The following is an 18,189-nucleotide window of genomic DNA, read 5'->3' as shown; positions in this document are numbered from 1 at the left end:
TACGCGAGCAGCGGGGCCGACACCCAGCCGGGTGTCGGCCCCGCGCCTGTGCGGGTACCTGGTGCGTGCGGTGCGGGTACGTGGTGCGGTCAGTCCCGGGCCGGTGCCAGTCCGGCGGCGGTGAGCGAACGGCGTACCGCGGGCTGGACCCGGGTCAGCCGCAGCGGCACCCCGGTCCGCTCCGCGGCCTCCCGCCCGGCCATCAGCGCGGCGATCCCACCGGCGTCGAAGCCGCCCGCGCCGACCAGGTCGACGACCACCTCGCTGGGCTGACCGGTGACCGCCTCCAGCATGGCCCGACGCAACTGGTCCGCGCCGTCGCGGTCGATCTCGCCGCCCACCTCGACGACCACCGAGTCGCCGTTCTGCTTGACCGAGATCCGGGTCTTGCCCGGGTCGGGTTCGGCGGCGCCGTTCTGCCACGGCGGCGGCGCGTCGGCGAGCATCGCCTGGCGCAGCCAGGTGAGCGCCCGCGACAGCAGCCGGGACACGTGCATCTGCGAGATGCCGAACCGGGCGGCGATCTCCGCCTGGGTCTGGTTGCCGTAGAAGCGCATCGCGAGGATCCGCCGTTCCCGCCAGGGCAGTCGGTGCAGCAGGCCGCTCACCGTCACCCGGTCGTCGACCGACTCCAACGCGTTGTCCGACTCGCCGACCAGGTCGCCGAACTCGGCGGAGCTCTCCCCACCCACCGGGGCGTTGAGGGAGGCCGGGCTGTAGCCGGCCGCCGACTCCAGGGCGGCGAGGATCTCCTCCTCCGGGGTCTCCAGCCGGGCTGACAGCTCGGCCACCGACGGGGCCCGGGACAGCTCACTGGTGAGCGCGGCGGTGGCCTGCCCCACCTCCAGGATCAGGTCCCGCAGCCGGCGGGGCACGTGCACGCCCCAGGTCCGGTCCCGGAAGTGTCGTTTGATCTCGCCCACGATGGTGATCGCGGCGTACGCGGTGAACGAGCCCCGTTCCGGGTCATAGCGGTCGACGGCGTTGACCAGCCCCAGCCGGGCCACCTGCTCCAGGTCTTCCAGCGGCTCTCCGCGCCCCCGGTAGCGGCGGGCCAACCGCCCGGCGAACGGCAGCGCGAATCGCACCAGGTCGTCCCGAGCCTCCCCCCGCCGCTCCGGCGGCAGCCCGGCGATCCGGGCCGCGTACGCCATCGCCGCCGCGTCGAGATCCTCCAGACCTCGATCGGTGGGTGGTGGTGTGGTCGTGGTCGTGCTCGTCTGTCCGAACATCCGCGCCTCCCTCAGGAAGGTCCCCCGCCCGGATCGGGAAACCGGTCGTGCGCGTGGTCGAGCCACGCACCGGGCCGGAAAGTGGGTCAGTGACTGGGATGCCAGCGGGCGACACCGCCTCTACGCAGCGCAATTAGGCCGTCGCAGCCAGCGATGTTCCCGCTCCGTAGGTACTCAATCACGGGACCCCGGGTTCGCGAGGATGTTTCGGCGTCCTCCGTCTCAGGAGACCAACAACCCCTGGTGGCCGCCGCTGTCGCGGAGCACTGCCAACGCCTCGGCGACCCCCAGAGGGGGCGGCGCGGGCAGGTCGTACGGCTGGGCCCGCAGCACCTCGGTGGCCCGGCGGGTGGGCACCGAGGTGACCGGGTAGCCCCGGGCGGTGGTGCGGTCCAGCGCCCGACGCCGCCGGCCGAACCCGGCGACGGCCAGCCACTGCGGCAGCCCGGCCAGCGCGGGCGAGCGCACCCCGGGCGGCTCGGGCAGCACGTCCACCGAGCTGAACGCCTCGCTGCCGGCCAACCACCACTCGGCCTCGTCGACACTGCGGCGGGTGGCGTTCTCGCACCAGTACGGCACCAGCCCCGCCCGCACCACCTGCCACGGGTCGAGCAGCCGGCCGCATTCCACCACCAACCGGTCACCGGTCTTGCCGGCGCGCCGCAGCCACCGCCGGTACAGGTCGGCCACGCCCGCGCTCAGCGCCGCCGGCCGGGGCACCAGCACCCGGTGCAGCGGGTGCTGGTGCTGGGCGGTCCAGTCCCGCGCGGCCAGCTCGAAGCCCGGGTCGACGCCGTGCTCGGCGTCCGCCGACGGTACGGACACCTCCGGTGGCTCCCACCGGGTCGCGTCGCCGCCGACGGAGCGCAGCACCTGCCGCAGGGCGTGGCTGTCCGGGTGGAAGTCCACCGGGTCCAGCCCGCTGCCCGGGCAGCCGACCTGGAAGCTGTGCCCCGGGGCGCGCTCCAGCGCCGGCCAGGTGCGCGCGTCGCGGACGAGCAGCACCGGCGCACCCGGCATCAGCCGGTCGGCCAGAAACGTCGCGTACGCGGCCGGTAGGGCCCGCCACGCGGCGGTCAGCGACACGGTCGCCCCGGTCAGCGCGCCACGGCTGGCCGGGCAGTGCACCTGACGCAGGTGCAGGTCGGCGTTGCCGGCGAGCAACCGGGTGGCGAGTGCCGCGCCGTGCTCCGCGGCGTCCGCCGGGCGGTCCACCCCACCCTCGGACCAGTGCACGGTCATTTCGAATCCCGCGGGCAGCCACGGCACGCCGAGAGCCACCGCGAGGTGGGCCACCGCGCCGTGCGGGGAGCCGATCAGCACCCCGGGGTAGCGCCGCCGGGGGTACTGGTCGACGAACCAGCGGGCCACCCGGGCGGCGTCCACCTCGTCGGTCTGGGCCACTGTCAGCGCGACCCGGCCGGCGGCGCGGGTGGCGGCCGCGCGGCGTACCGGCTCGGGGGCGCCGGGGAAGCGCGACGTCGGCCCGGTGTGCCCGAGGTCGGCGCAGTCGACCCCGCGCAGCGCCCGCGCGGTGGCGGCGACCAGCACCCGGGCGCTACTACCCGCTGCCACGACCCGGTCGCCGGCGAGACCGGCGCCATCGGCCGTGAGCCCCTTGCGCACCTTGTGCACCGGCCCCACCTTGCCTCGTTCGCTCACCACGCGGCCCGGCTTCCCGTCCCGATGGGGTTCAAACGGGGCATCACCCACCCGGCGGCACATTCCGCTGGTCAGCGGGGTGCCCCGGTCATCACCGGCGTTCGGTCGCGCGGGTTTCGGCAGGGTCAGGGCGGGCACTTCCGGGGCCATGCACACCGACGACACCAGCGAGCCCGCCGCCGCCACGATCACCCCGTACGAGGACGGACCGCTGCTGGTCCGTGGCGACTTCGCGCTGGTCACCCCGGACGGCGAGCGCATCGACGCGCGGCGCGGCACGGTGGCGCTGTGCCGGTGCGGCAAGTCGGCGCTCAAGCCGTTCTGCGACGGCACCCACAAGGCGATCAACTTCCGGGCGGGCACCACCCGCGAGCGCTGACCCAGGTCGTCGCGTCACGCCGCGCAGGCGCACGGTCGGGCCACACCAGAGTCACGCCGCCTTTGCTCTGCACCCGCCCACGCGCCAGTTACGCAGCGTGCGTGATGCGCAGGCGGGTGCAGAGCAAAGGACGGATTCCGCGCGGCAGGCCCCACCCCGACAGCCGGCGGTGTGGATCAGACGAGCGCGGGCGGAGACGGCGGGGCCACCGCGGGCAACGCGACAAGCGACACCGTGGGCGGCAGGTCCGGCGGGGCTGGTGTCCGCAGCGAGCTACGGCCGTCGGCCCAGCTGTCCAGCAGGTGCGCGGCGAACAGCCGGTCCACCGCGAGCCCGGCCGCCGCGCCGAAGAGCACGTCGGAGGCGAGGGCCGGCTCCAGGCGGACCAGGCCACCGCACATGTCGTGCGCGGCGATCTGCTCGTGCACCGCGTCGGCCTCGACGTGCTCGTCGTAGAAGCGGGTGGCCACCTCGTCGAAGCCGAGCCGGCGCAGCCCGTTGCCGTAGCGGCGGTTGGGCAGCGAGGAGGTCATCTCGAACGCGGCCAGGTGCCCGAGCAGCGCACCGCGCAACCGTCGGTGCAGCCCGAACAGCGACATCAGGTTGTTGGTCGCCAACGTCACCGCCGGCACCACGTCGACGTGGGCGCCGTAACCGGTGTCCAGGCCCAGCCGGTCGAGGGTGCGCCGGAACAGCTCGGCGTGCATCCGGTCCAGCCGCCCGTTGCCGTACTCGTCGGTCTGGATCTCCACGAGCGCGGCCTTGGCCGGACCGCCGAGGCGGGGCAGCGCCCAACTGTGCGGGTCCGCCTCGCGCAGGTGGTACACGGAGCGGTGGGCGACGAACTCGCGGAACTGGGCGAGATCGGCGCGTCGTTGCAGCTGCGCGGCCAGCGCCGGTCCGTCGTCGGCCGCGACCAGCTCGGCCAGGCCGGCCGCCACCCCGGCGGCAGGCACCGACGGCGCCCCGACCAGCCGGCGCAGCGCCGCCTCGAAGACGCGTTCGCAGCGGGCCCGCAACGCCAGCAGTGTCGGCTGCCACTCCCACGACTCGTCCACCCCGAGCCAACCCCGGTAGTGCAGCTCGTAGCAGAGGAACAGCGTCAGCTGAAGGTCCTCGTCGACGATCGGGTCCGCCGGGTCGAGGCCGACGCCGAGATCGGTCGGCAGGTCGTGCGGCGGACGCCGCAGCGCTTCGATGACCGCCGTGGAGAGCGGACCCCGCGCCCTCGGCAGGGTCGCGGGACCGTAGCGGCGGTCGGCGGGTACGGACATCGGACCTCCAGCGTCGTCGGGCCGCTACTGATGCCCTGGTCCAGGGTCGCTAAACGAGATCATCCGCGGTCACCGTGACCTCCACCTGCTCGCGGACCTTCCGGGCCGCGGCGCCCTCGGCGTACAGGCCGCGTAGGTCGGCGAACGCCGGCTCCGGCGGCGCCAGCGACACCGCCGGGTCGACGACCGCCTCCAGTACGCAGGGGCGGTCCGCGGCGAGGGCCTCGTCCCAGGCCGCGCCGACCAGCTCCGGACGGTCCACCCGCACCCCGTGCAGCCCCAGCAGCCGGGCCCAGCCGGCGTACGGCACGTCGGGCCGGCGGTGGGTCGGGTCGGACGACGGCTGCCGCCCGCCACCCATCCCGTTCTGGTCCCGGTTGTTGAGCACCAGCACCACCAGCCGGGGGTCGCGCCACCGCTGCCAGAGGTGCGACACGGTGATCAGCTCGGCGAGCCCGTTGAGCTGCATCGCCCCGTCGCCGACCAGCGCGACCACCGGCTGGTCCGGGGCGGCGAGCTTGGCCGCCACCGCGTACGGCAGCGCGCAGCCCATCGACCCGAGGGTGCCGCACAGCTGCGCGTTGACCCCGGGTGGCAGGGTGAGGTGCCGGGCGTACCAGTAGAGGACCGAGCCGACGTCGACAGCCACCGCGCCGGTGCCGGGCAGCCGGGCGGACAACTCCTGCAGGACGAGCTGCGGGTTGACCGGGTCCGCGGCGGCGGCGGCCCGCTCGGCGGCAGCCTCCCGCCACCGGTCCACCGAACTCTCCACAGTGGCCCGCCACTGCTGCTCGGGCCGACCGCGCACCCGGCTCAGCAGCGCCCGTAGGGTCTCGGCGGCGTCACCGACCAACGGCACGTCGGCCGGGTACCGGGTGCCGATCCGGCGGCCGTCAATGTCGATCTGCACCGTGCGCGCCTGCTCCGGCATCGGGAAGTAGTCGGTCCACGGGTCGTTGGTGCCGACCATCAGCAGGGTGTCGCAGCCACCCATCAGCTCGGCCGCCGCCGGTGTGCCGACCTCGCCGAGCACCCCGGTGTGAAACGGCAGCCGCTCGTCGAGCACCGGCTTGCCCAGCAGTGAGGTGGCCACCCCGGCGCCGAGCCGGTCGGCCATCTCGATGATCTCGGCGGCGGCGTCCCGACCACCCTGGCCCACCAGGATCGCGGTCCGCTGGCCGCCGCTGAGCAGCTGCGCGGCGGCGTCCAGGTCCGCCTCGTGCGGCAGCACCCGGGCCAGCGGCTCACCGGGGGTCGCCGTGATCACCCCGGCGCTGTACGACTGGAGGTCGGGCACCAGCGCCTCCTGCAACTGCCGGGGCAGCACCACGCAGGTCGGGCTGCGGGTCGCCGCCGCCGTCCGGAACGCCTGGTCCAGCAGCGCCCCCACCTCCTCGGGGCGGCGACCGTACCGGACGAACTGGTTGCACACGTCAGCGAAGAGCCGACTCAGCCCGATCTCCTGGTGCGCCCCGCCGAGCGGCCCGGAGATGTCCTCACCGACGATGGCCACCACCGGCTTGCTGTCCAGCTTGGCGTCGTAGAGGCCGTTGAGCAGCTGGACGGCGCTGGGCCCCTGGGTGGCGAGGCAGACCCCGATGCCGCCGGTGAACTTGGCGTGCCCGGTGGCCATGAACGAGGCGGTCTCCTCGTGCCGGGCCGGGATGAACGCCGGCTCCCCGCCGGTGCGGTCCAGCGCGTCGACCAGCGGGGCGATCGCCTCCCCCGGGTACCCGAAGGCGCGGGGCACCCGCCAGGCCAGAAGCCGCTCGACCACCACGTCGGCCACCGAGCGGTCAACCATTGCCGCGCCCCGGTGTGCTGGGATCGACGTAGCGCAGTACCGCGCCCACGCCGTCGGTCAGGTCCGGTGCCTCGTCCGGGCCGAGCACGGTCAGTGCCGCGTCGGTGCCGACGAGCGCCCGGACCAGTGCCGCGTCGGCGCGTACCCGCTGCGGGTCGGCCACCGACATGGCGGCCAGCTGCCCCGGGTCGACGGCGATCTCGGTGGGTTCCGCCCCGATCCACAGCTCACCGTTGGCCGACGGGTCGTCCACGATGAGCATCATGTCCACCTGGTTGCGTTGCAGGGCCGAGACGACCGCGTCGAGGCCGCCGCCGACGTCCTCCTGCACGCCGAACTTGTCCAGCGCGGCGCTGATCCGCTGGTCGGCGATCTCCGCGATGGTCTGCACGGTGAGGTCGTCCAACATCGTCTGGTCGGCGCCGCCGGCCCGGGACCCGGCATCGGTGCGCACCACCAGGTCCTGCCAGCGCTCCGGCATCTGGGCGGCGATCATGCCGGTGGCCCGGACGTCGCCGGCCACCACCACCACGTCCGCGCCGACCCGGTCAGCCAGTTGCACCGTCGCCGCGGTGACGTCGCCGGCGTTCTGGTGCCACGCCTCCATGGCGGCCCGCTGGTAGCGCGACTGGGACCAGCCACCGGGCTTCGCCCGCCGCAGCGGGTACTCGTCCCGGCCGGCGACGTGCGCCCGCCGGGGCACCCCGCCGGCGCTGACCGCCATCGCGTCGGCGCCGACCCGGTCGGCGACCACCCGCACCCAGGCCACCTGCTCGCCGCGCTGGGCGAGCAGCGGCATCACGTGCGGCAGCGGGCCGACGTGGGCCAGGTCGCGCAGTGGTGGCGCGGACAGGTACTCGGAGAGCACCACCCGGCCGTGACTGGCGAAGACCGCCAGGCCGTAGTCCCCGACCATCGGGTCGTGACCTCGGACCACCCGGTCCAGCGCGGCGATGCTCGCCTCGTCCGCCCCCTGTTCCGCCAGGCGGCGTTCCAGGGCACGCCAGCGCAGATCCAGGGCGGGGTGGGCGTCCTCCGTGTCCGCGGAGGCGTCCAGATACACCGAGCACCACGGCCCGGGACGGTCGTAGAGCGGGCGCAGGAAGGACAGCTGCATGCTCGACCCCTTTCCAGCTCGGCCCCCCGCTTACCCGGGTCGTCGGGGATGTCACCTCGCGGCCGTGAGCCCGTGACCAGGTTTCATTCACGTCGTTCAACCGAAGACGTCGATACGATCTGTGAACACACGCGAACTCTCGGTGGTGGAAATGGACAGCGGACTCGATACCCGACGGATCGTGTACCCGACGGAACGGATCGTCACCGGGCGGCTGATCCGCCTGCTCGACGGCTACACCCGGGAGGTACGCATCGGTCAGCCGGTGCTGGTGGCGGTGCTCGCCGCGGCGGCCTTCGCCCGGCTGCCCGCCCTGCTGCTGCGCTCGCTCTTCTCCTTCGGCGGCGGCGGCACCCGACGCCGCTGGAAGGAGCTGAAGCAGGGCCCGGAATACCTGGTCACACCGGTGCGGCTGCGCAACGCCGCCGGTCAGCTCTGCGAGGTGGAGCTGCACGGTCACCTGCCGCAGAGCGCCCTGCACCCGGCGGATCAGGTGCAGCTCACGGTGCGCCCGCAACGCGACCCGGAGCTGCCGCCCCGGATCGAGCGGATCGTCAACCTCACCACCGGGCAGCTGCTGACCCCACGGACCGCGACGCTCTGGTCGCACCTCGGGCCACCGCTGCTGTTGCAGGCGTTGGTGGGCTCGCTGCTGCTCGCCGGCGTGGTGGCCTGCTCCGCGCTGACCTGATCGGTCCCGGCGGGCTCGTCCGCCGGCCGGTGGTTCAGCCGACGGGGGCGGGCTCGCGGACCGGCTGCCGGTCGACGCCGAGCATCGCCCGGCGGCGAGCCCAGCGCTCGAAGGCCAGGGTGGCGAACGGCGGCACCGCGCTCGCCAGGGCCACCGCCGTGGCCAGCAGGCTCCACCGGTGCAGCCGGGCCACGGCGAGCACCAGCACGACGTACGCGACGAACAGGCCGCCGTGGATCGGCCCGAAAATCTTGACGCCCAGCTCGTTGTCGGTCGGGCCGTACTTGACCAGCATGCCGACCAGCAGGGCCAGCCAGGAGCAGGCCTCGGCGATCGCCGCCGCGACGAACAGCCGGGTCACCTTCTCGCGCATTCGCACGCCACCACCTCTCGGGCCGCAATGCTATCGGTCGGCTCTGGTCGGGGTGGCGGGGCGGGCGACTGGGTAGGAAAGGACCATCGGGTCTTCCCCTGCCCGCCGATCAGTGCGAGGTTAGGGGGACCAGCGGTGACGGGGTGGTGACCATGGGCGAGGACGTCGGCGTGCGGACCTTCAGTCGGGAGGATCGGGCCCGCTATCGCGACAAGGTCCGCCGCTGCCTGGATGTCTTCGCCGAGATGCTGCGCGAGTCCCGTTTCGACCTCGACCGGCCGATGACCGGCGTCGAGATCGAGCTGAATCTGGTCGACGAGGCGTCGAACCCGGCGATGCGCAACGCCGACGTGCTGGCGGCCATCGCCGATGAGAGCTTCCAGACCGAGCTGGGCCAGTTCAACATCGAGATCAACGTGCCGCCGCGCCGGCTGACCGGCACCGGCACCGCCGAGTTCGAGGAGTACGTGCGGGCCAGCCTCAACGCCGCCGAGGTGAAGGCCCGGGCGATCGGCGCGCACATGGTCATGATCGGCATCCTGCCGACGTTGCGCCCCGAGCACCTGACCGCCGAGACGCTGTCGGCCAATCCGCGCTACAAGCTGCTCAACGAGCAGATCTTCGCGGCCCGCGGTGAGGATCTGCCGATCGCCATCAGTGGGGTGGAACGCCTGGCGGTCACCGCCGACACGATCACCCCGGAGGCGGCCTGCACCAGCACCCAGTTCCACCTGCAGGTCAGTCCGGCCCAGTTCGCCGACTACTGGAACGCCGCTCAGGCGGTGGCCGGCATCCAGGTCGCTGTCGGCGCGAACTCGCCGCTGTTCTTCGGCCGGGAGCTGTGGCGCGAGACCCGCATTCCGCTGTTCCAGCAGGCCACCGACACCCGGTCGGAAGAGATCAAAGCCCAGGGGGTACGCCCCCGCGTCTGGTTCGGCGAACGCTGGATCACCAGCGTGTTCGACCTGTTCGAGGAGAACGTGCGTTACTTCCCGGCGCTGCTTCCGGTCTGCGACCCGGAGGACCCGGCGCAGGCGCTCGCGGCCGGCGAGGTGCCCAATCTGGCCGAGCTGCGCCTGCACAACGGCACCGTCTACCGGTGGAACCGCCCGGTGTACGACGTGTCGCGTGGTCGTCCGCACCTGCGGGTGGAGAATCGGGTGCTGCCCGCCGGGCCGACCGTGCTGGACACCATCGCCAACGGCGCCTTCTACTTCGGGTTGGTACGCGCCCTCGCCGAATCGGACCGGCCACTGTGGTCGCAGATGTCGTTCAGCGCCGCCGAGGAGAACTTCACCAGTTGCGCCCGGCACGGCATCGACGCGCAGGTCTTCTGGCCCGGTCTGGGCTACCTGCCGGTCACCGAACTGGTGCTGCGCCGGTTGCTGCCGATGGCGCATCACGGCCTGGACCGGTGGGGGCTCGACCCGGGCGAGCGCGACCGATTGCTCGGGATCATCGAGCAGCGCTGCCTGACCGGCCGCAACGGGGCGACCTGGCAGGTGGAGACACTGCACCGGCTGGAGACCGCCGACCACCTGGACCGGCCGGCGGCGCTGCGCGAGGTGGTCCGGCACTACGTGGACCTGATGCACAGCAACCGGCCGGTGCACGAGTGGCCGATCCCGTGAGCGCCCCGGGTGGCCCGATCGGCGCGGGGCTCAGCCGCGCGGGGTGGGAACGCCGAAGAGATCGGTGATGCCACCGGGAAGCTGGGCGAACAGGTCGTGTCGCTCGTCGTCATTCAGCGCATCGGCGACGGTTCGCAACACCGCCTGGGCGTGCTGGCGCACCTGGTCCGCGTTCGCGACCTGCTCCCGGTCGCCGACGTGTTTGAGAAACTCACCGACGTCCCACCGGCGACCCTGGGGATTGCGGGTGACGGACGCGTCCAGTCCGTCCGGTAGCTGGGCCGCCAGGTTGTCGGCCTCCTGTCCGGCGAGCCGTTCACCGAGCACCGACAGGACGGCCTGGATGGACCGGACGGCCTCGTTCTCACCGAGGCCCGCGCGCTGTCGTACCGTGGCGATCATCTGCTCGTACTCCATGCCCCGCTCCTTCGGTCTCGTCGGCATGCCGTCAGGCGCGCCTGCGGACGAACGGGGCGAGTTCCCACGCTCTCTGGCCACAAACGGGTCGCGCGCGGACCCGGACTTCCCGCCGTCGACGCCCGAGGCCTCGCAAGCCGCCGCGAACCGGACGGGTCACCGGTGCCCTCCAATACCGGGGCACCGCGCGCCCGCCGGGATGAACGCGGTCCCTTGTGGACCCCGCATCACACTGATGACTGTCGTAGGCTGGGGCAGCTCGCACATCGTCTGATCACGATGAGGGGACGCGCCGGTGACCGCTTCTGGAACAGACCGAGCCACGATCCAGGGGTCCGCGCGGGTGCCCGTGTCCCGTCGACGCATGCTGCGGATGGGAGCGGCGGCGGCCGGTGGCGCGGCGCTCGTCGGCTCGGCGGAGGCCGCGTCCGCGCAGACCGCGCCGGGTGGTGCGAAGCGCGTCCTGCGGGCGCCGGTGCTGTCACCCGGTGACCGGGTCCGGGTCGTGTCGCCCGGCGGCACCCCCAACCCCACCGCCATGGCCCGCGGCATCGAGATCCTGCGCGGCTGGGGCCTGGAGGTCGAGCTGGGCACGAACGTGTTCGCCAGGTACGGCTACCTCGCCGGCACCGACGCGCAGCGGCTGGCCGACCTGAACGCCGCACTCAACGACCCGGGGGTTCGTGCTGTCTTCGCCGCCCGTGGCGGGTACGGCACCCAGCGGATCGTCGACCAGATCGACGTCTCCGGTCTGCGCCGGGACCCTCGGGTGGTCGTCGGCTTCAGCGACATCACCAGCATCCAGGGCAAGCTCTGGCGCGAGATCGGCCTGGTCACCTTCTACGGCCCGATGGTCAACTGGAACGACGCCCGCACCGGCCCCGAGTCGGCCGAGGCGCTGCGCAGGGCCGTGATGACCACCGAGCCCGTCACGATCACCAGGGATCCGGCCGAGACGGCAGCCCCCGTCCTGGTGCCCGGGCGGGCGTCCGGTCCCCTGCTCGGCGGCTGCCTGACGTTGATCTCCACCTCGCTCGGCGCGGAGGACGCCCCGAGGTTCGACGACGCGATCCTGTTCTTCGAGGACGTGGACGAGGCTCCGTACAGCATCGACAGGATGGTGACCGAGCTGCGCCGGGTGGGTGTGCTGTCCCGGGTCGCCGGGGTGGCCATCGGCCAGATCACCAACAGCGTCGGTGGTCCGGGTGAGTGGGACGCGGCGGCGGTGCTGAAGGACCGCCTGTACGACCTCGGCGTGCCGGTCCTGGGCGGGTTACGGCTGGGACACGGCAACGGGCAGCTCACCGTTCCGCTCGGCGCACGGGCCACCATCGACGCCGAGGCCGGGACCTTGACGGTGCAGCCGGGAGTCCGCCCGCGTTAGCCTCCGGTTACCGCGTCCCACGGGGAAGGGTCGTCGCGCAGCCGGCTGTAGAGGTACCCGTCGCGCCACCGACCGGCCCGGAACTCGCTGGCCCGCACGATGCCCTCCAACTGGAAGCCGGCCCTTTCCAGCGCCCGCTGCTCGGCCACGTTCTCCGGGTGGGTGCCGGCCTGGATGCGTTGCGCCGGGGTGTGCTGGAAGAGGTAGTCGCAGAGCAACGCCTGCGCGCGCCACCCGATGCCCCGCCCCCGCCACGGTGGCAGCAGGACGATGCCGATCGACCAGTACGACGCCCGACCCGCGTAGCACCCCGCGGTGTAGCTGACGATGCCGGCGGCGGCCCGCTCCTGTTCGACCTCGACGATGAGCCGCCCGTCGTCCTCGCCGAGGTAACCGTCCATGGCGAACCGCCGCGCCGGCGCGCCGGCGTCCGTGAAGCCGGGCCAGTCCAGACCGATCAGGCCCGGCTCGGTGCGTAACCGTCGGAACATCGCCAGGTCGGGCTCGGCAACCGGCCGCAGGCGGATAGCGAGGTCGGCCGAGGCCGGCAGCGACGTGTCACCACTGTCCATGGCGACACGCTAGCTGCCGGACGCTGGGAGGGGCGCCCCGCGTTCGCGCCGTGTGGACGGGGGACGACCCGAGGTGGCGGCCGCGGTGGCGACCGAGGTGGTGCCGGGGTGGCGACCCCGGGGTGGCGGCCGGGGTGGTGGTCGAGGTGGCGACCCGGGGTGGTGGCCGGGGTGATGGTCGGGGTGATGGTCGGGGTGATGGTCGGGGTGATGGTCGGGTCCTTTAGAGCTGATTCACTGACGGCATCACCCGCCCGGAGCGTTACGGCTGCACGCATCCGGCCGCTCGACCCCCGGCAGGAGATCCCGGACCAGCCGGGGCTGATTCGTTTGCGACATCAGCTCCAAAGGCGGCGCGGCACTTCCCCGCCCCGCCGGCACCTCCGCGCCTGGTCAGACCTTGAGCGGCACTCCCCCGCCAGCACCTCTGCGCCTGGTCAGACCTTGAGCAGCACCTTCGTACAGTCGTCCTGCTTCTTCTGGAAGATCTTGTAGCCCTTCGGGGCGTCGCGCAGCGGCATCCGGTGGCTGACGATGAAGCTCGGGTCGATCTCGCCGCGCTGGATGCGCTCCAGCAGCGGTCGGGTGTAGCGCTGAACGTGGCACTGGCCGGTCCGCATGACCAGCGACCGGTTCATGAACGCGCCCATCGGGAACTTGTCGACGAAGCCGCCGTACGCGCCGATGACCGATACCACCCCTCCGGAGCGGCAGGCCAGGATCGCCTGCCGAAGGGCGAACGGCCGTTCCGTCTCGACCCGCGCGGCCTGCTTGGCCCGGTCGTACGCGTACATGGCGGTGTTGCCGTGGTGGCTCTCCATGCCCACCGCGTCGATGCACGCGTCGGGGCCCCGGCCGGCGGTCATCGCGTTGAGCGTGTCCAGCACGTCGACGGACTCGTAGTTGATCGTCTCGGCGCCGATGTGCTTCTCGGCCAGCCGCAGCCGGTACGGGAACCGGTCGATGATGATGACCCGCTCCGCGCCGAGCAGCCGGGCGCTGGCGGCGGCGAGCAGCCCGACCGGCCCGGCGCCCCAGACGGCGATCACCTGACCGGGTTTGATGTCGCACATCTCGGCGCCCATGTAGCCGGTGGGGAACACGTCGGCGAGCATGACCGCCTGGTCGTCGCTGATCTCGTCGGGCACCTTGATCGGGCCGACGTCGGCGAACGGCACCCGGGCGTACTCGGCCTGGCCGCCCGCGTACCCGCCGAGCAGGTGCGAGTAGCCGAAGATGCCGGCCGGCGAGTGCCCCATGATCTTCTCGGCGATGCCGGCGTTCGGGTTGGAGTTCTCGCAGACCGAGTAGAGGCCGCGCTGGCAGGAGGCGCAGTGCCCGCAGGCGATCGGGAAGGGCACCACCACCCGGTCGCCGGGGGCGAGGTTGCGGACCTGCGGGCCCACCTCCACCACCTCGCCCATGAACTCGTGGCCGAGGATGTCGCCCTTGCGCATCGCGGGAATGTAGCCGTGGTAGAGGTGCAGGTCGGAGCCGCAGATCGCGGTGGTGCTGATCCGCACGATCGCGTCCCGGGCGTTCATGATCTTCGGGTCGGGTACGTCGATGACCTTGACGCTGTCGGCGCCCATCCAGGCGGTGGCCTTCATTATCGGTCCCTTTCGGAGCGTGGACGGTCAGCGACGCGACGGCGGCAGCGGCTGGGCGGGACGCTGCATGGCCTGTTGGCGGACGGAGATGCCGTTGGGGCTGCCCTCGGAGCGGACGACCTCGCCGGTCTCCAGCACCTGCTTGAACCGGCGCAGGTCGTCACGGACCTGCTGCTCGGGTTCCTCGCCGAAGAGCTTCGCCACCGCTCGACCCAGCGCCCCTGCTGGCGGCGCGTAGCGCAACTCCACCCGCACCTCGGTGCCCCGGTCACCGGGGGCGGGCACGAACCGGACCCGGCCGGCGTTGGGCACCCGGCTTCCCGGCAGCGACCGCCAGGTGATCGACTTGTTCGGCTGGTCGTCGATGATCTCGGCGTCCCACTCGACGCGGTGCCCGGCCGGTCCCCTGGCGATCCAGTGCGAGCGGCGCAGGTCGTCGGCGCGGACGGATTCCAGGTGGGCCATGAACCGGGGCAGGTTCTCCATGTCCCGCCAGAACCGGTACGCCTCGGCGGGCGACCGGTTCACCGTCACCGCGATCTCCATCTGGATCACCCGGGCGCGGGCCCGTCGGGCCCGGCCGGTGCGGACGGCGGCGAGCACGTCCACGGCGGTGATGCCGGCGATGGCGAGGGTGGTCAGCGCGACCCGGCGGCGGCGGTCACCAGCACGGTCGGCCAGGGCCCGCCCGAGCACCGCGAGGTCCATCGCGTCGCCGGCCACCCGACTCCAGGCCCAGCCGGCCGGGCGGCGGCCGCTGAGCAGGCCGGCGGCGCTGCCCAACTCCCGCAGGCCGATGGCGGGGAGCACGGACCGGGCGGCCGGGCTGTCGTCCACGCCCGTCATCCGCGCGACAGGACCGGGCGCGGCCAGGGCGCCCACGCCCAGGGCCAGGCTCAGCAGGCCGAGCGCGCGCGGCAACGTCGCCGGCACCGGCCCGTCCAGCTCGGGCAGGAGCACAGTGTCGACACGACTCATGTCCGGTCCTCTCAGGTGGACGTCGCCGCCGGTCCGCTGCCGGGGCGGCGGTGGTCCCGCCCCCGTGACGCTATGTCGTACCGGTGCCGTACGCGCCGGGTTCGGGGGAGAACGTCCGATCCGGGAGGGGGTGGCCGGTTACCCGACCGGCGACGGTCGACATGGCGACATTGACCGAAATGGATCACTGTCTGCGGTTACCGTCGGCCCACCCGTGGCGCCGTCGGAAGGACACCCCATGAGCCGCGCACTCCTGCGCCAGCTGACCGCCACCGCCGCCGTCGCCCTGCTCGTCGTGGAGGCCGCCGCGCCGGCCGCCGCGGCTCCCCCCGGGTCGTCCGCGCCCGGCGGCGTCCGGACGGTGGTGCGCGACGCGACGAGCGGCGCGCCGGTCCCCCGGGCCTGCGCCGCGCTCGTCCCGGTGGACGCCGCGGCGTTGGCGGCGGTCACCCTCGGCGAGGACCAGCTCGGGCGGTACGGAGGCTGCGCCGACGAGCAGGGTGTCCTGGTGACCGGCGATGTCGCCCCGGGGCGGTACCGGCTGCTGGTGCGCCCCTACGACACGACGACGCACGGCTGGCAGTGGGTCGGCCGGCACGGCGGCACCGGTGAGCGCGAGCGGGCCCGGGTGGTCCGGGTGCGCCCCGGCGCGGTGACCGCCGTGCCGGACGTCCGACTCGACCCGCCCGGCACCGTCGTCGGGGTGGTGACCGACGCGGCGACGGGCGCGCCGGTCCCCCGCGCCCGGGTCATGGTCGTGCCGTACGTGCCGGATCCGAAGTACGGCGACCACGGCCCGACCACCGACGACGACGGCCGCTACACGATCACCGGTCTCGGCCCGTACCACTGGCCGGTCCAGTTCGCCGCCGCCGGCCTGGCGACCGTCTGGTCCGGCGGGGTGGGCAGCCGGCAGCAGGCACGGCCGGTGCGGGTGCGCGCCCAGCAGACGGCGACCCTGAATCAGGCGCTGCCCGCCGGGACACCGCTCGGTGGGGCGGTACGGGTCGACGAACTGCTCACCTACGCCCAGGTGATCGCGTTCGACGCGGCCACCGGGGACGTGGCCGGCGTGGCGGACGTGGGCAGCGGTTACGACCTGCGCCTGCTCCCCGGGCAGCGGGTGAAGCTGCGCTGCGACTGCGCGTACGCCCCGCCGGTGTGGCATCGCGACGCCGCCGGCTTCGACGCCGCTACCGCCGTGCGGGTCGGGCGGACCCCGCTCGTGGTGGACTTCAACCTCGGCTGACAGGGATTCTGTCCAGCCACCGGAACCTTCTCCCGGCCCGTTGGTGGGAGTGGTGAAGAAGGGGGGTGGCGGTGTCCGACGGCGATCTGATCTCCGAGCTCTACGCCGGCTGTTTCCGACGCCTGGTGGTCCAGCTGTACGCGGTGACCGGCGACCTCACCGAGGCGCAGGAGGCGGTCCAGGAGGCGTTCACCCGTGCGCTGGTGTCGCCGGGGCGGTTCGCCGGGCTGGACAACCCGGAGGCGTGGTTGCGTCGGGTCGCGGTGAACTGGGCCCGCAGCCGGTACCGCCGCCGTCGGGTGCTGGACGGGCTGCTGCGCCGGATCGGCCCGCCCCCGGCCGTCGCCGACCACTCCCCGGAGCACCTCGCCCTGCTCGCCGCGCTGCGCGTGCTGCCGGAGGGGCAGCGGCAGGCGCTGGCCCTGCACTACCTCGTCGACCTGCCGGTGGACGAGGTCGCCGCCACGCTGGGCGTGTCGTCCGGGACGGTGAAGTCTCGGCTGTCGCGGGGCCGGGTCGCCCTGGCGGCGCTGCTCGCCGACACCGACGACACCACCACGACCGCCACCGACGCTAGCCAAACCGGGAGGATCGATGTCCAATCGTGAGTTCTCCGGATTCGACGTGGACACGGTCACCGAGGCCGTGTCGCAGCCGCCCCTCGACGAGCTGCGATCCATCGCCCGGTCCCGCCGGCATCGGTCGGTCGCGATGGTGGCGGTCGCACTGGTCGCGCTGGTTGGTCTGTCTGTCGTACCGCTGGTGGCCGAGCCGGACCGGGTCGCTCCGGCGAACCCGCCGACCGCCGAGTTCAGCGAATTCACGCTGACCGGGCCCGCCACCGGCGTGAACGTGCGGCAGGATGGTTGCGTCGTGCGCTTCGCGTACACCGGCGACGGTGGCCGGAGCTGGTCGGACTGGGACGCGGCGCGCTTCGAGGGCACCAGATGTGTGGCCGGTTCCGCCATCGGGACGCCGGGCAGCGGCATCAATTTCTCCGTACTCGGCGAACGGTCCTACCTGGTCACGGACTCGGGGCTACCGCGCGTCTCCACCGACTACGGCCGCACCTGGCGGGACGGGGACTCCGCGATCGTCGCCGTACCGGCGTTCCCGGCGACGGCCCGGCCGGTCCTCTGCGGGTTCGGCTGTCAGCCGCTGTTGGAGCCGCTGGCGGTGGACCCGACGAGCGGGACGGTGTACCGGCTCAGCGCCAAGGCGCCCTCGTGGCGTCCGCTGTTCAGCCTCTACCCGGCAGCGGACGGCAGCATCTGGGCGACGTACCAGATGGGTAGTGCCGACGGAGCGACCGTCGCTCGCAGTACCGACCGTGGCGCGACCTGGACCACCTGGGAGGTGGGAGACGACGCGAACGCGGTGGCTGTGGTCGGGCTCGACGACCAGGAGGGGTACCTGGTGGTCCAGGCACGGGACGGTGGGACGCGGGTATTGCGGACCACGGACGGCGCGAAGACCTGGACGGATACCGGCGCCGACCTGCCGGAGCAGACGCTCTACGACCTGACGGTCGGCGCCGACAGGTCCCTCCTGGCGATCGCTCCTGGCAGGGGTACCGAACCCGACCAGCGCGCGAGGCTCCTGGCCAGCCGGGACAATGGGCAGACCTTCACGCTTGCCCGGGAGTACGGCCGGCTCGTCGGCTCGGTCAGTGTCGCGCCCGGTTACGCCTGGCTCGTCGGGCGCGACGACGGGTCGACCGGAGAGCCGGACCATGCCCTGGTCACCACGGACGGGAGCACCTGGACCCGCTTCTCGCTCGCTCCCTGAACCACTGTGCCGCCCAGCAGACGGCGAC

The 18,189-nt window shown here is 73.1% G+C and carries 17 protein-coding genes; 7 read left to right on the top strand and 10 right to left on the bottom strand.

The annotated features are described in order from the left end of the window. Window positions 1-89 precede the first annotated feature (89 nt). Entirely contained in the window at window positions 90-1,232 is a 1,143-nt protein-coding gene (locus IF22_RS0115885) for a SigB/SigF/SigG family RNA polymerase sigma factor (RefSeq protein WP_030332689.1), read from the bottom strand. Between the two features lie 222 nt (window positions 1,233-1,454). Continuing rightward, complete coding sequence (locus IF22_RS0115880; protein WP_374224342.1) at window positions 1,455-2,897, bottom strand: hypothetical protein; 1,443 nt, start codon at window positions 2,895-2,897, stop codon at window positions 1,455-1,457. 145 nt (window positions 2,898-3,042) lie between these two features. Between IF22_RS0115880 and IF22_RS0115875 the strand changes: the two genes are divergently transcribed. Further along, window positions 3,043-3,273 carry a CDGSH iron-sulfur domain-containing protein gene (locus IF22_RS0115875; RefSeq protein ID WP_030332684.1) on the top strand — a complete coding sequence of 77 codons (231 nt, stop codon included), beginning with the start codon at window positions 3,043-3,045 and terminating at the stop codon, window positions 3,271-3,273. Between the two features lie 176 nt (window positions 3,274-3,449). Here the strand turns inward: IF22_RS0115875 and IF22_RS0115870 are convergent, their stop codons facing one another. Genes IF22_RS0115870 through IF22_RS0115860 form a run of 3 tightly spaced genes read right to left on the bottom strand, consistent with a single transcriptional unit; the run spans window position 3,450 to window position 7,468 of the window. After that, window positions 3,450-4,547, bottom strand: a complete 1,098-nt coding sequence (locus IF22_RS0115870; RefSeq protein WP_051708529.1) for an iron-containing redox enzyme family protein — start codon at window positions 4,545-4,547, stop codon at window positions 3,450-3,452. A gap of 49 nt (window positions 4,548-4,596) precedes the next feature. Then, entirely contained in the window at window positions 4,597-6,351 is a 1,755-nt protein-coding gene (locus IF22_RS0115865; RefSeq protein WP_030332681.1) for a thiamine pyrophosphate-binding protein, read from the bottom strand. Continuing rightward, window positions 6,344-7,468, bottom strand: coding sequence for a baeRF2 domain-containing protein (locus IF22_RS0115860; protein ID WP_030332679.1), 1,125 nt, complete (start codon window positions 7,466-7,468; stop codon window positions 6,344-6,346). Before IF22_RS0115860 ends, IF22_RS0115865 begins: the two co-directional genes overlap by 8 nt. Before the next feature lie 142 nt (window positions 7,469-7,610). Here IF22_RS0115860 and IF22_RS0115855 point away from each other — a divergent pair, with 142 nt between their 5' ends. Continuing rightward, window positions 7,611-8,159 carry a hypothetical protein gene (locus tag IF22_RS0115855; RefSeq protein WP_030332677.1) on the top strand — a complete coding sequence of 183 codons (549 nt, stop codon included), beginning with the start codon at window positions 7,611-7,613 and terminating at the stop codon, window positions 8,157-8,159. Window positions 8,160-8,193: 34 nt separating this feature from the next. Here IF22_RS0115855 and IF22_RS0115850 read toward each other — a convergent pair whose 3' ends face one another. Further along, window positions 8,194-8,532, bottom strand: a complete 339-nt coding sequence (locus IF22_RS0115850; protein WP_030332675.1) for a DUF3817 domain-containing protein — start codon at window positions 8,530-8,532, stop codon at window positions 8,194-8,196. Window positions 8,533-8,684: 152 nt separating this feature from the next. Between IF22_RS0115850 and IF22_RS0115845 the strand changes: the two genes are divergently transcribed. Next, complete coding sequence (locus tag IF22_RS0115845) at window positions 8,685-10,163, top strand: glutamate-cysteine ligase family protein (RefSeq protein WP_030332674.1); 1,479 nt, start codon at window positions 8,685-8,687, stop codon at window positions 10,161-10,163. 30 nt (window positions 10,164-10,193) lie between these two features. Here the strand turns inward: IF22_RS0115845 and IF22_RS33790 are convergent, their stop codons facing one another. Further along, window positions 10,194-10,580 carry a DUF2267 domain-containing protein gene (locus IF22_RS33790; RefSeq protein ID WP_051708528.1) on the bottom strand — a complete coding sequence of 129 codons (387 nt, stop codon included), beginning with the start codon at window positions 10,578-10,580 and terminating at the stop codon, window positions 10,194-10,196. Window positions 10,581-10,944: 364 nt separating this feature from the next. Between IF22_RS33790 and IF22_RS0115835 the strand changes: the two genes are divergently transcribed. Beyond that, complete coding sequence (locus IF22_RS0115835) at window positions 10,945-11,964, top strand: S66 peptidase family protein (protein ID WP_245233645.1); 1,020 nt, start codon at window positions 10,945-10,947, stop codon at window positions 11,962-11,964. Here the strand turns inward: IF22_RS0115835 and IF22_RS0115830 are convergent. The 3 genes from IF22_RS0115830 to IF22_RS0115820 form a co-directional block, all read right to left on the bottom strand. After that, window positions 11,961-12,536 carry a GNAT family N-acetyltransferase gene (locus tag IF22_RS0115830; RefSeq protein WP_030332669.1) on the bottom strand — a complete coding sequence of 192 codons (576 nt, stop codon included), beginning with the start codon at window positions 12,534-12,536 and terminating at the stop codon, window positions 11,961-11,963. The genes IF22_RS0115835 and IF22_RS0115830 overlap by 4 nt on opposite strands. Before the next feature lie 437 nt (window positions 12,537-12,973). Further along, on the bottom strand, window positions 12,974-14,146 hold the full coding sequence (locus tag IF22_RS0115825; RefSeq protein ID WP_030332667.1) for a zinc-dependent alcohol dehydrogenase: 1,173 nt from the start codon (window positions 14,144-14,146) through the stop codon (window positions 12,974-12,976). Window positions 14,147-14,173: 27 nt separating this feature from the next. Then, entirely contained in the window at window positions 14,174-15,124 is a 951-nt protein-coding gene (locus tag IF22_RS0115820; protein WP_051708526.1) for an SRPBCC family protein, read from the bottom strand. Between the two features lie 238 nt (window positions 15,125-15,362). Here IF22_RS0115820 and IF22_RS0115815 point away from each other — a divergent pair, with 238 nt between their 5' ends. From IF22_RS0115815 to IF22_RS0115805, 3 genes are all read left to right on the top strand, one after another. Next, a complete protein-coding gene (locus IF22_RS0115815) occupies window positions 15,363-16,373 on the top strand; it encodes a carboxypeptidase-like regulatory domain-containing protein (RefSeq protein ID WP_051708524.1) in 1,011 nt (336 codons plus the stop codon). Window positions 16,374-16,444: 71 nt separating this feature from the next. Then, entirely contained in the window at window positions 16,445-16,981 is a 537-nt protein-coding gene (locus tag IF22_RS0115810; protein ID WP_156057577.1) for a sigma-70 family RNA polymerase sigma factor, read from the top strand. Next, on the top strand, window positions 16,968-18,161 hold the full coding sequence (locus IF22_RS0115805; RefSeq protein WP_030332663.1) for a WD40/YVTN/BNR-like repeat-containing protein: 1,194 nt from the start codon (window positions 16,968-16,970) through the stop codon (window positions 18,159-18,161). The genes IF22_RS0115810 and IF22_RS0115805 overlap by 14 nt, the downstream gene beginning before the upstream one ends. Window positions 18,162-18,189: the final 28 nt, after the last annotated feature.

The organism is Micromonospora parva, from assembly GCF_000718515.1.
Classification (GTDB): Bacteria; Actinomycetota; Actinomycetes; order Mycobacteriales; family Micromonosporaceae; genus Micromonospora; species Micromonospora parva.
This window is presented reverse-complemented; position numbering and strand designations above follow the sequence as displayed.

Bases quoted from the DNA above. Each gene is read 5' to 3' on its own strand.
- IF22_RS0115875 (WP_030332684.1), top strand. From the start codon at position 3,043: ATGCACACCGACGACACCAGCGAGCCCGCCGCCGCCACGATCACCCCG.
- IF22_RS0115845 (WP_030332674.1), top strand. From the start codon at position 8,685: ATGGGCGAGGACGTCGGCGTGCGGACCTTCAGTCGGGAGGATCGGGCC.
- IF22_RS0115865 (WP_030332681.1), bottom strand. From the start codon at position 6,351: ATGGTTGACCGCTCGGTGGCCGACGTGGTGGTCGAGCGGCTTCTGGCC.
- IF22_RS0115805 (WP_030332663.1), top strand. From the start codon at position 16,968: ATGTCCAATCGTGAGTTCTCCGGATTCGACGTGGACACGGTCACCGAG.
- IF22_RS0115830 (WP_030332669.1), bottom strand. From the start codon at position 12,536: ATGGACAGTGGTGACACGTCGCTGCCGGCCTCGGCCGACCTCGCTATC.
- IF22_RS0115870 (WP_051708529.1), bottom strand. From the start codon at position 4,547: ATGTCCGTACCCGCCGACCGCCGCTACGGTCCCGCGACCCTGCCGAGG.
- IF22_RS0115885 (WP_030332689.1), bottom strand. From the start codon at position 1,232: ATGTTCGGACAGACGAGCACGACCACGACCACACCACCACCCACCGAT.
- IF22_RS0115820 (WP_051708526.1), bottom strand. From the start codon at position 15,124: ATGAGTCGTGTCGACACTGTGCTCCTGCCCGAGCTGGACGGGCCGGTG.
- IF22_RS0115825 (WP_030332667.1), bottom strand. From the start codon at position 14,146: ATGAAGGCCACCGCCTGGATGGGCGCCGACAGCGTCAAGGTCATCGAC.
- IF22_RS33790 (WP_051708528.1), bottom strand. From the start codon at position 10,580: ATGGAGTACGAGCAGATGATCGCCACGGTACGACAGCGCGCGGGCCTC.
- IF22_RS0115815 (WP_051708524.1), top strand. From the start codon at position 15,363: ATGAGCCGCGCACTCCTGCGCCAGCTGACCGCCACCGCCGCCGTCGCC.
- IF22_RS0115860 (WP_030332679.1), bottom strand. From the start codon at position 7,468: ATGCAGCTGTCCTTCCTGCGCCCGCTCTACGACCGTCCCGGGCCGTGG.
- IF22_RS0115835 (WP_245233645.1), top strand. From the start codon at position 10,945: ATGCTGCGGATGGGAGCGGCGGCGGCCGGTGGCGCGGCGCTCGTCGGC.
- IF22_RS0115850 (WP_030332675.1), bottom strand. From the start codon at position 8,532: ATGCGCGAGAAGGTGACCCGGCTGTTCGTCGCGGCGGCGATCGCCGAG.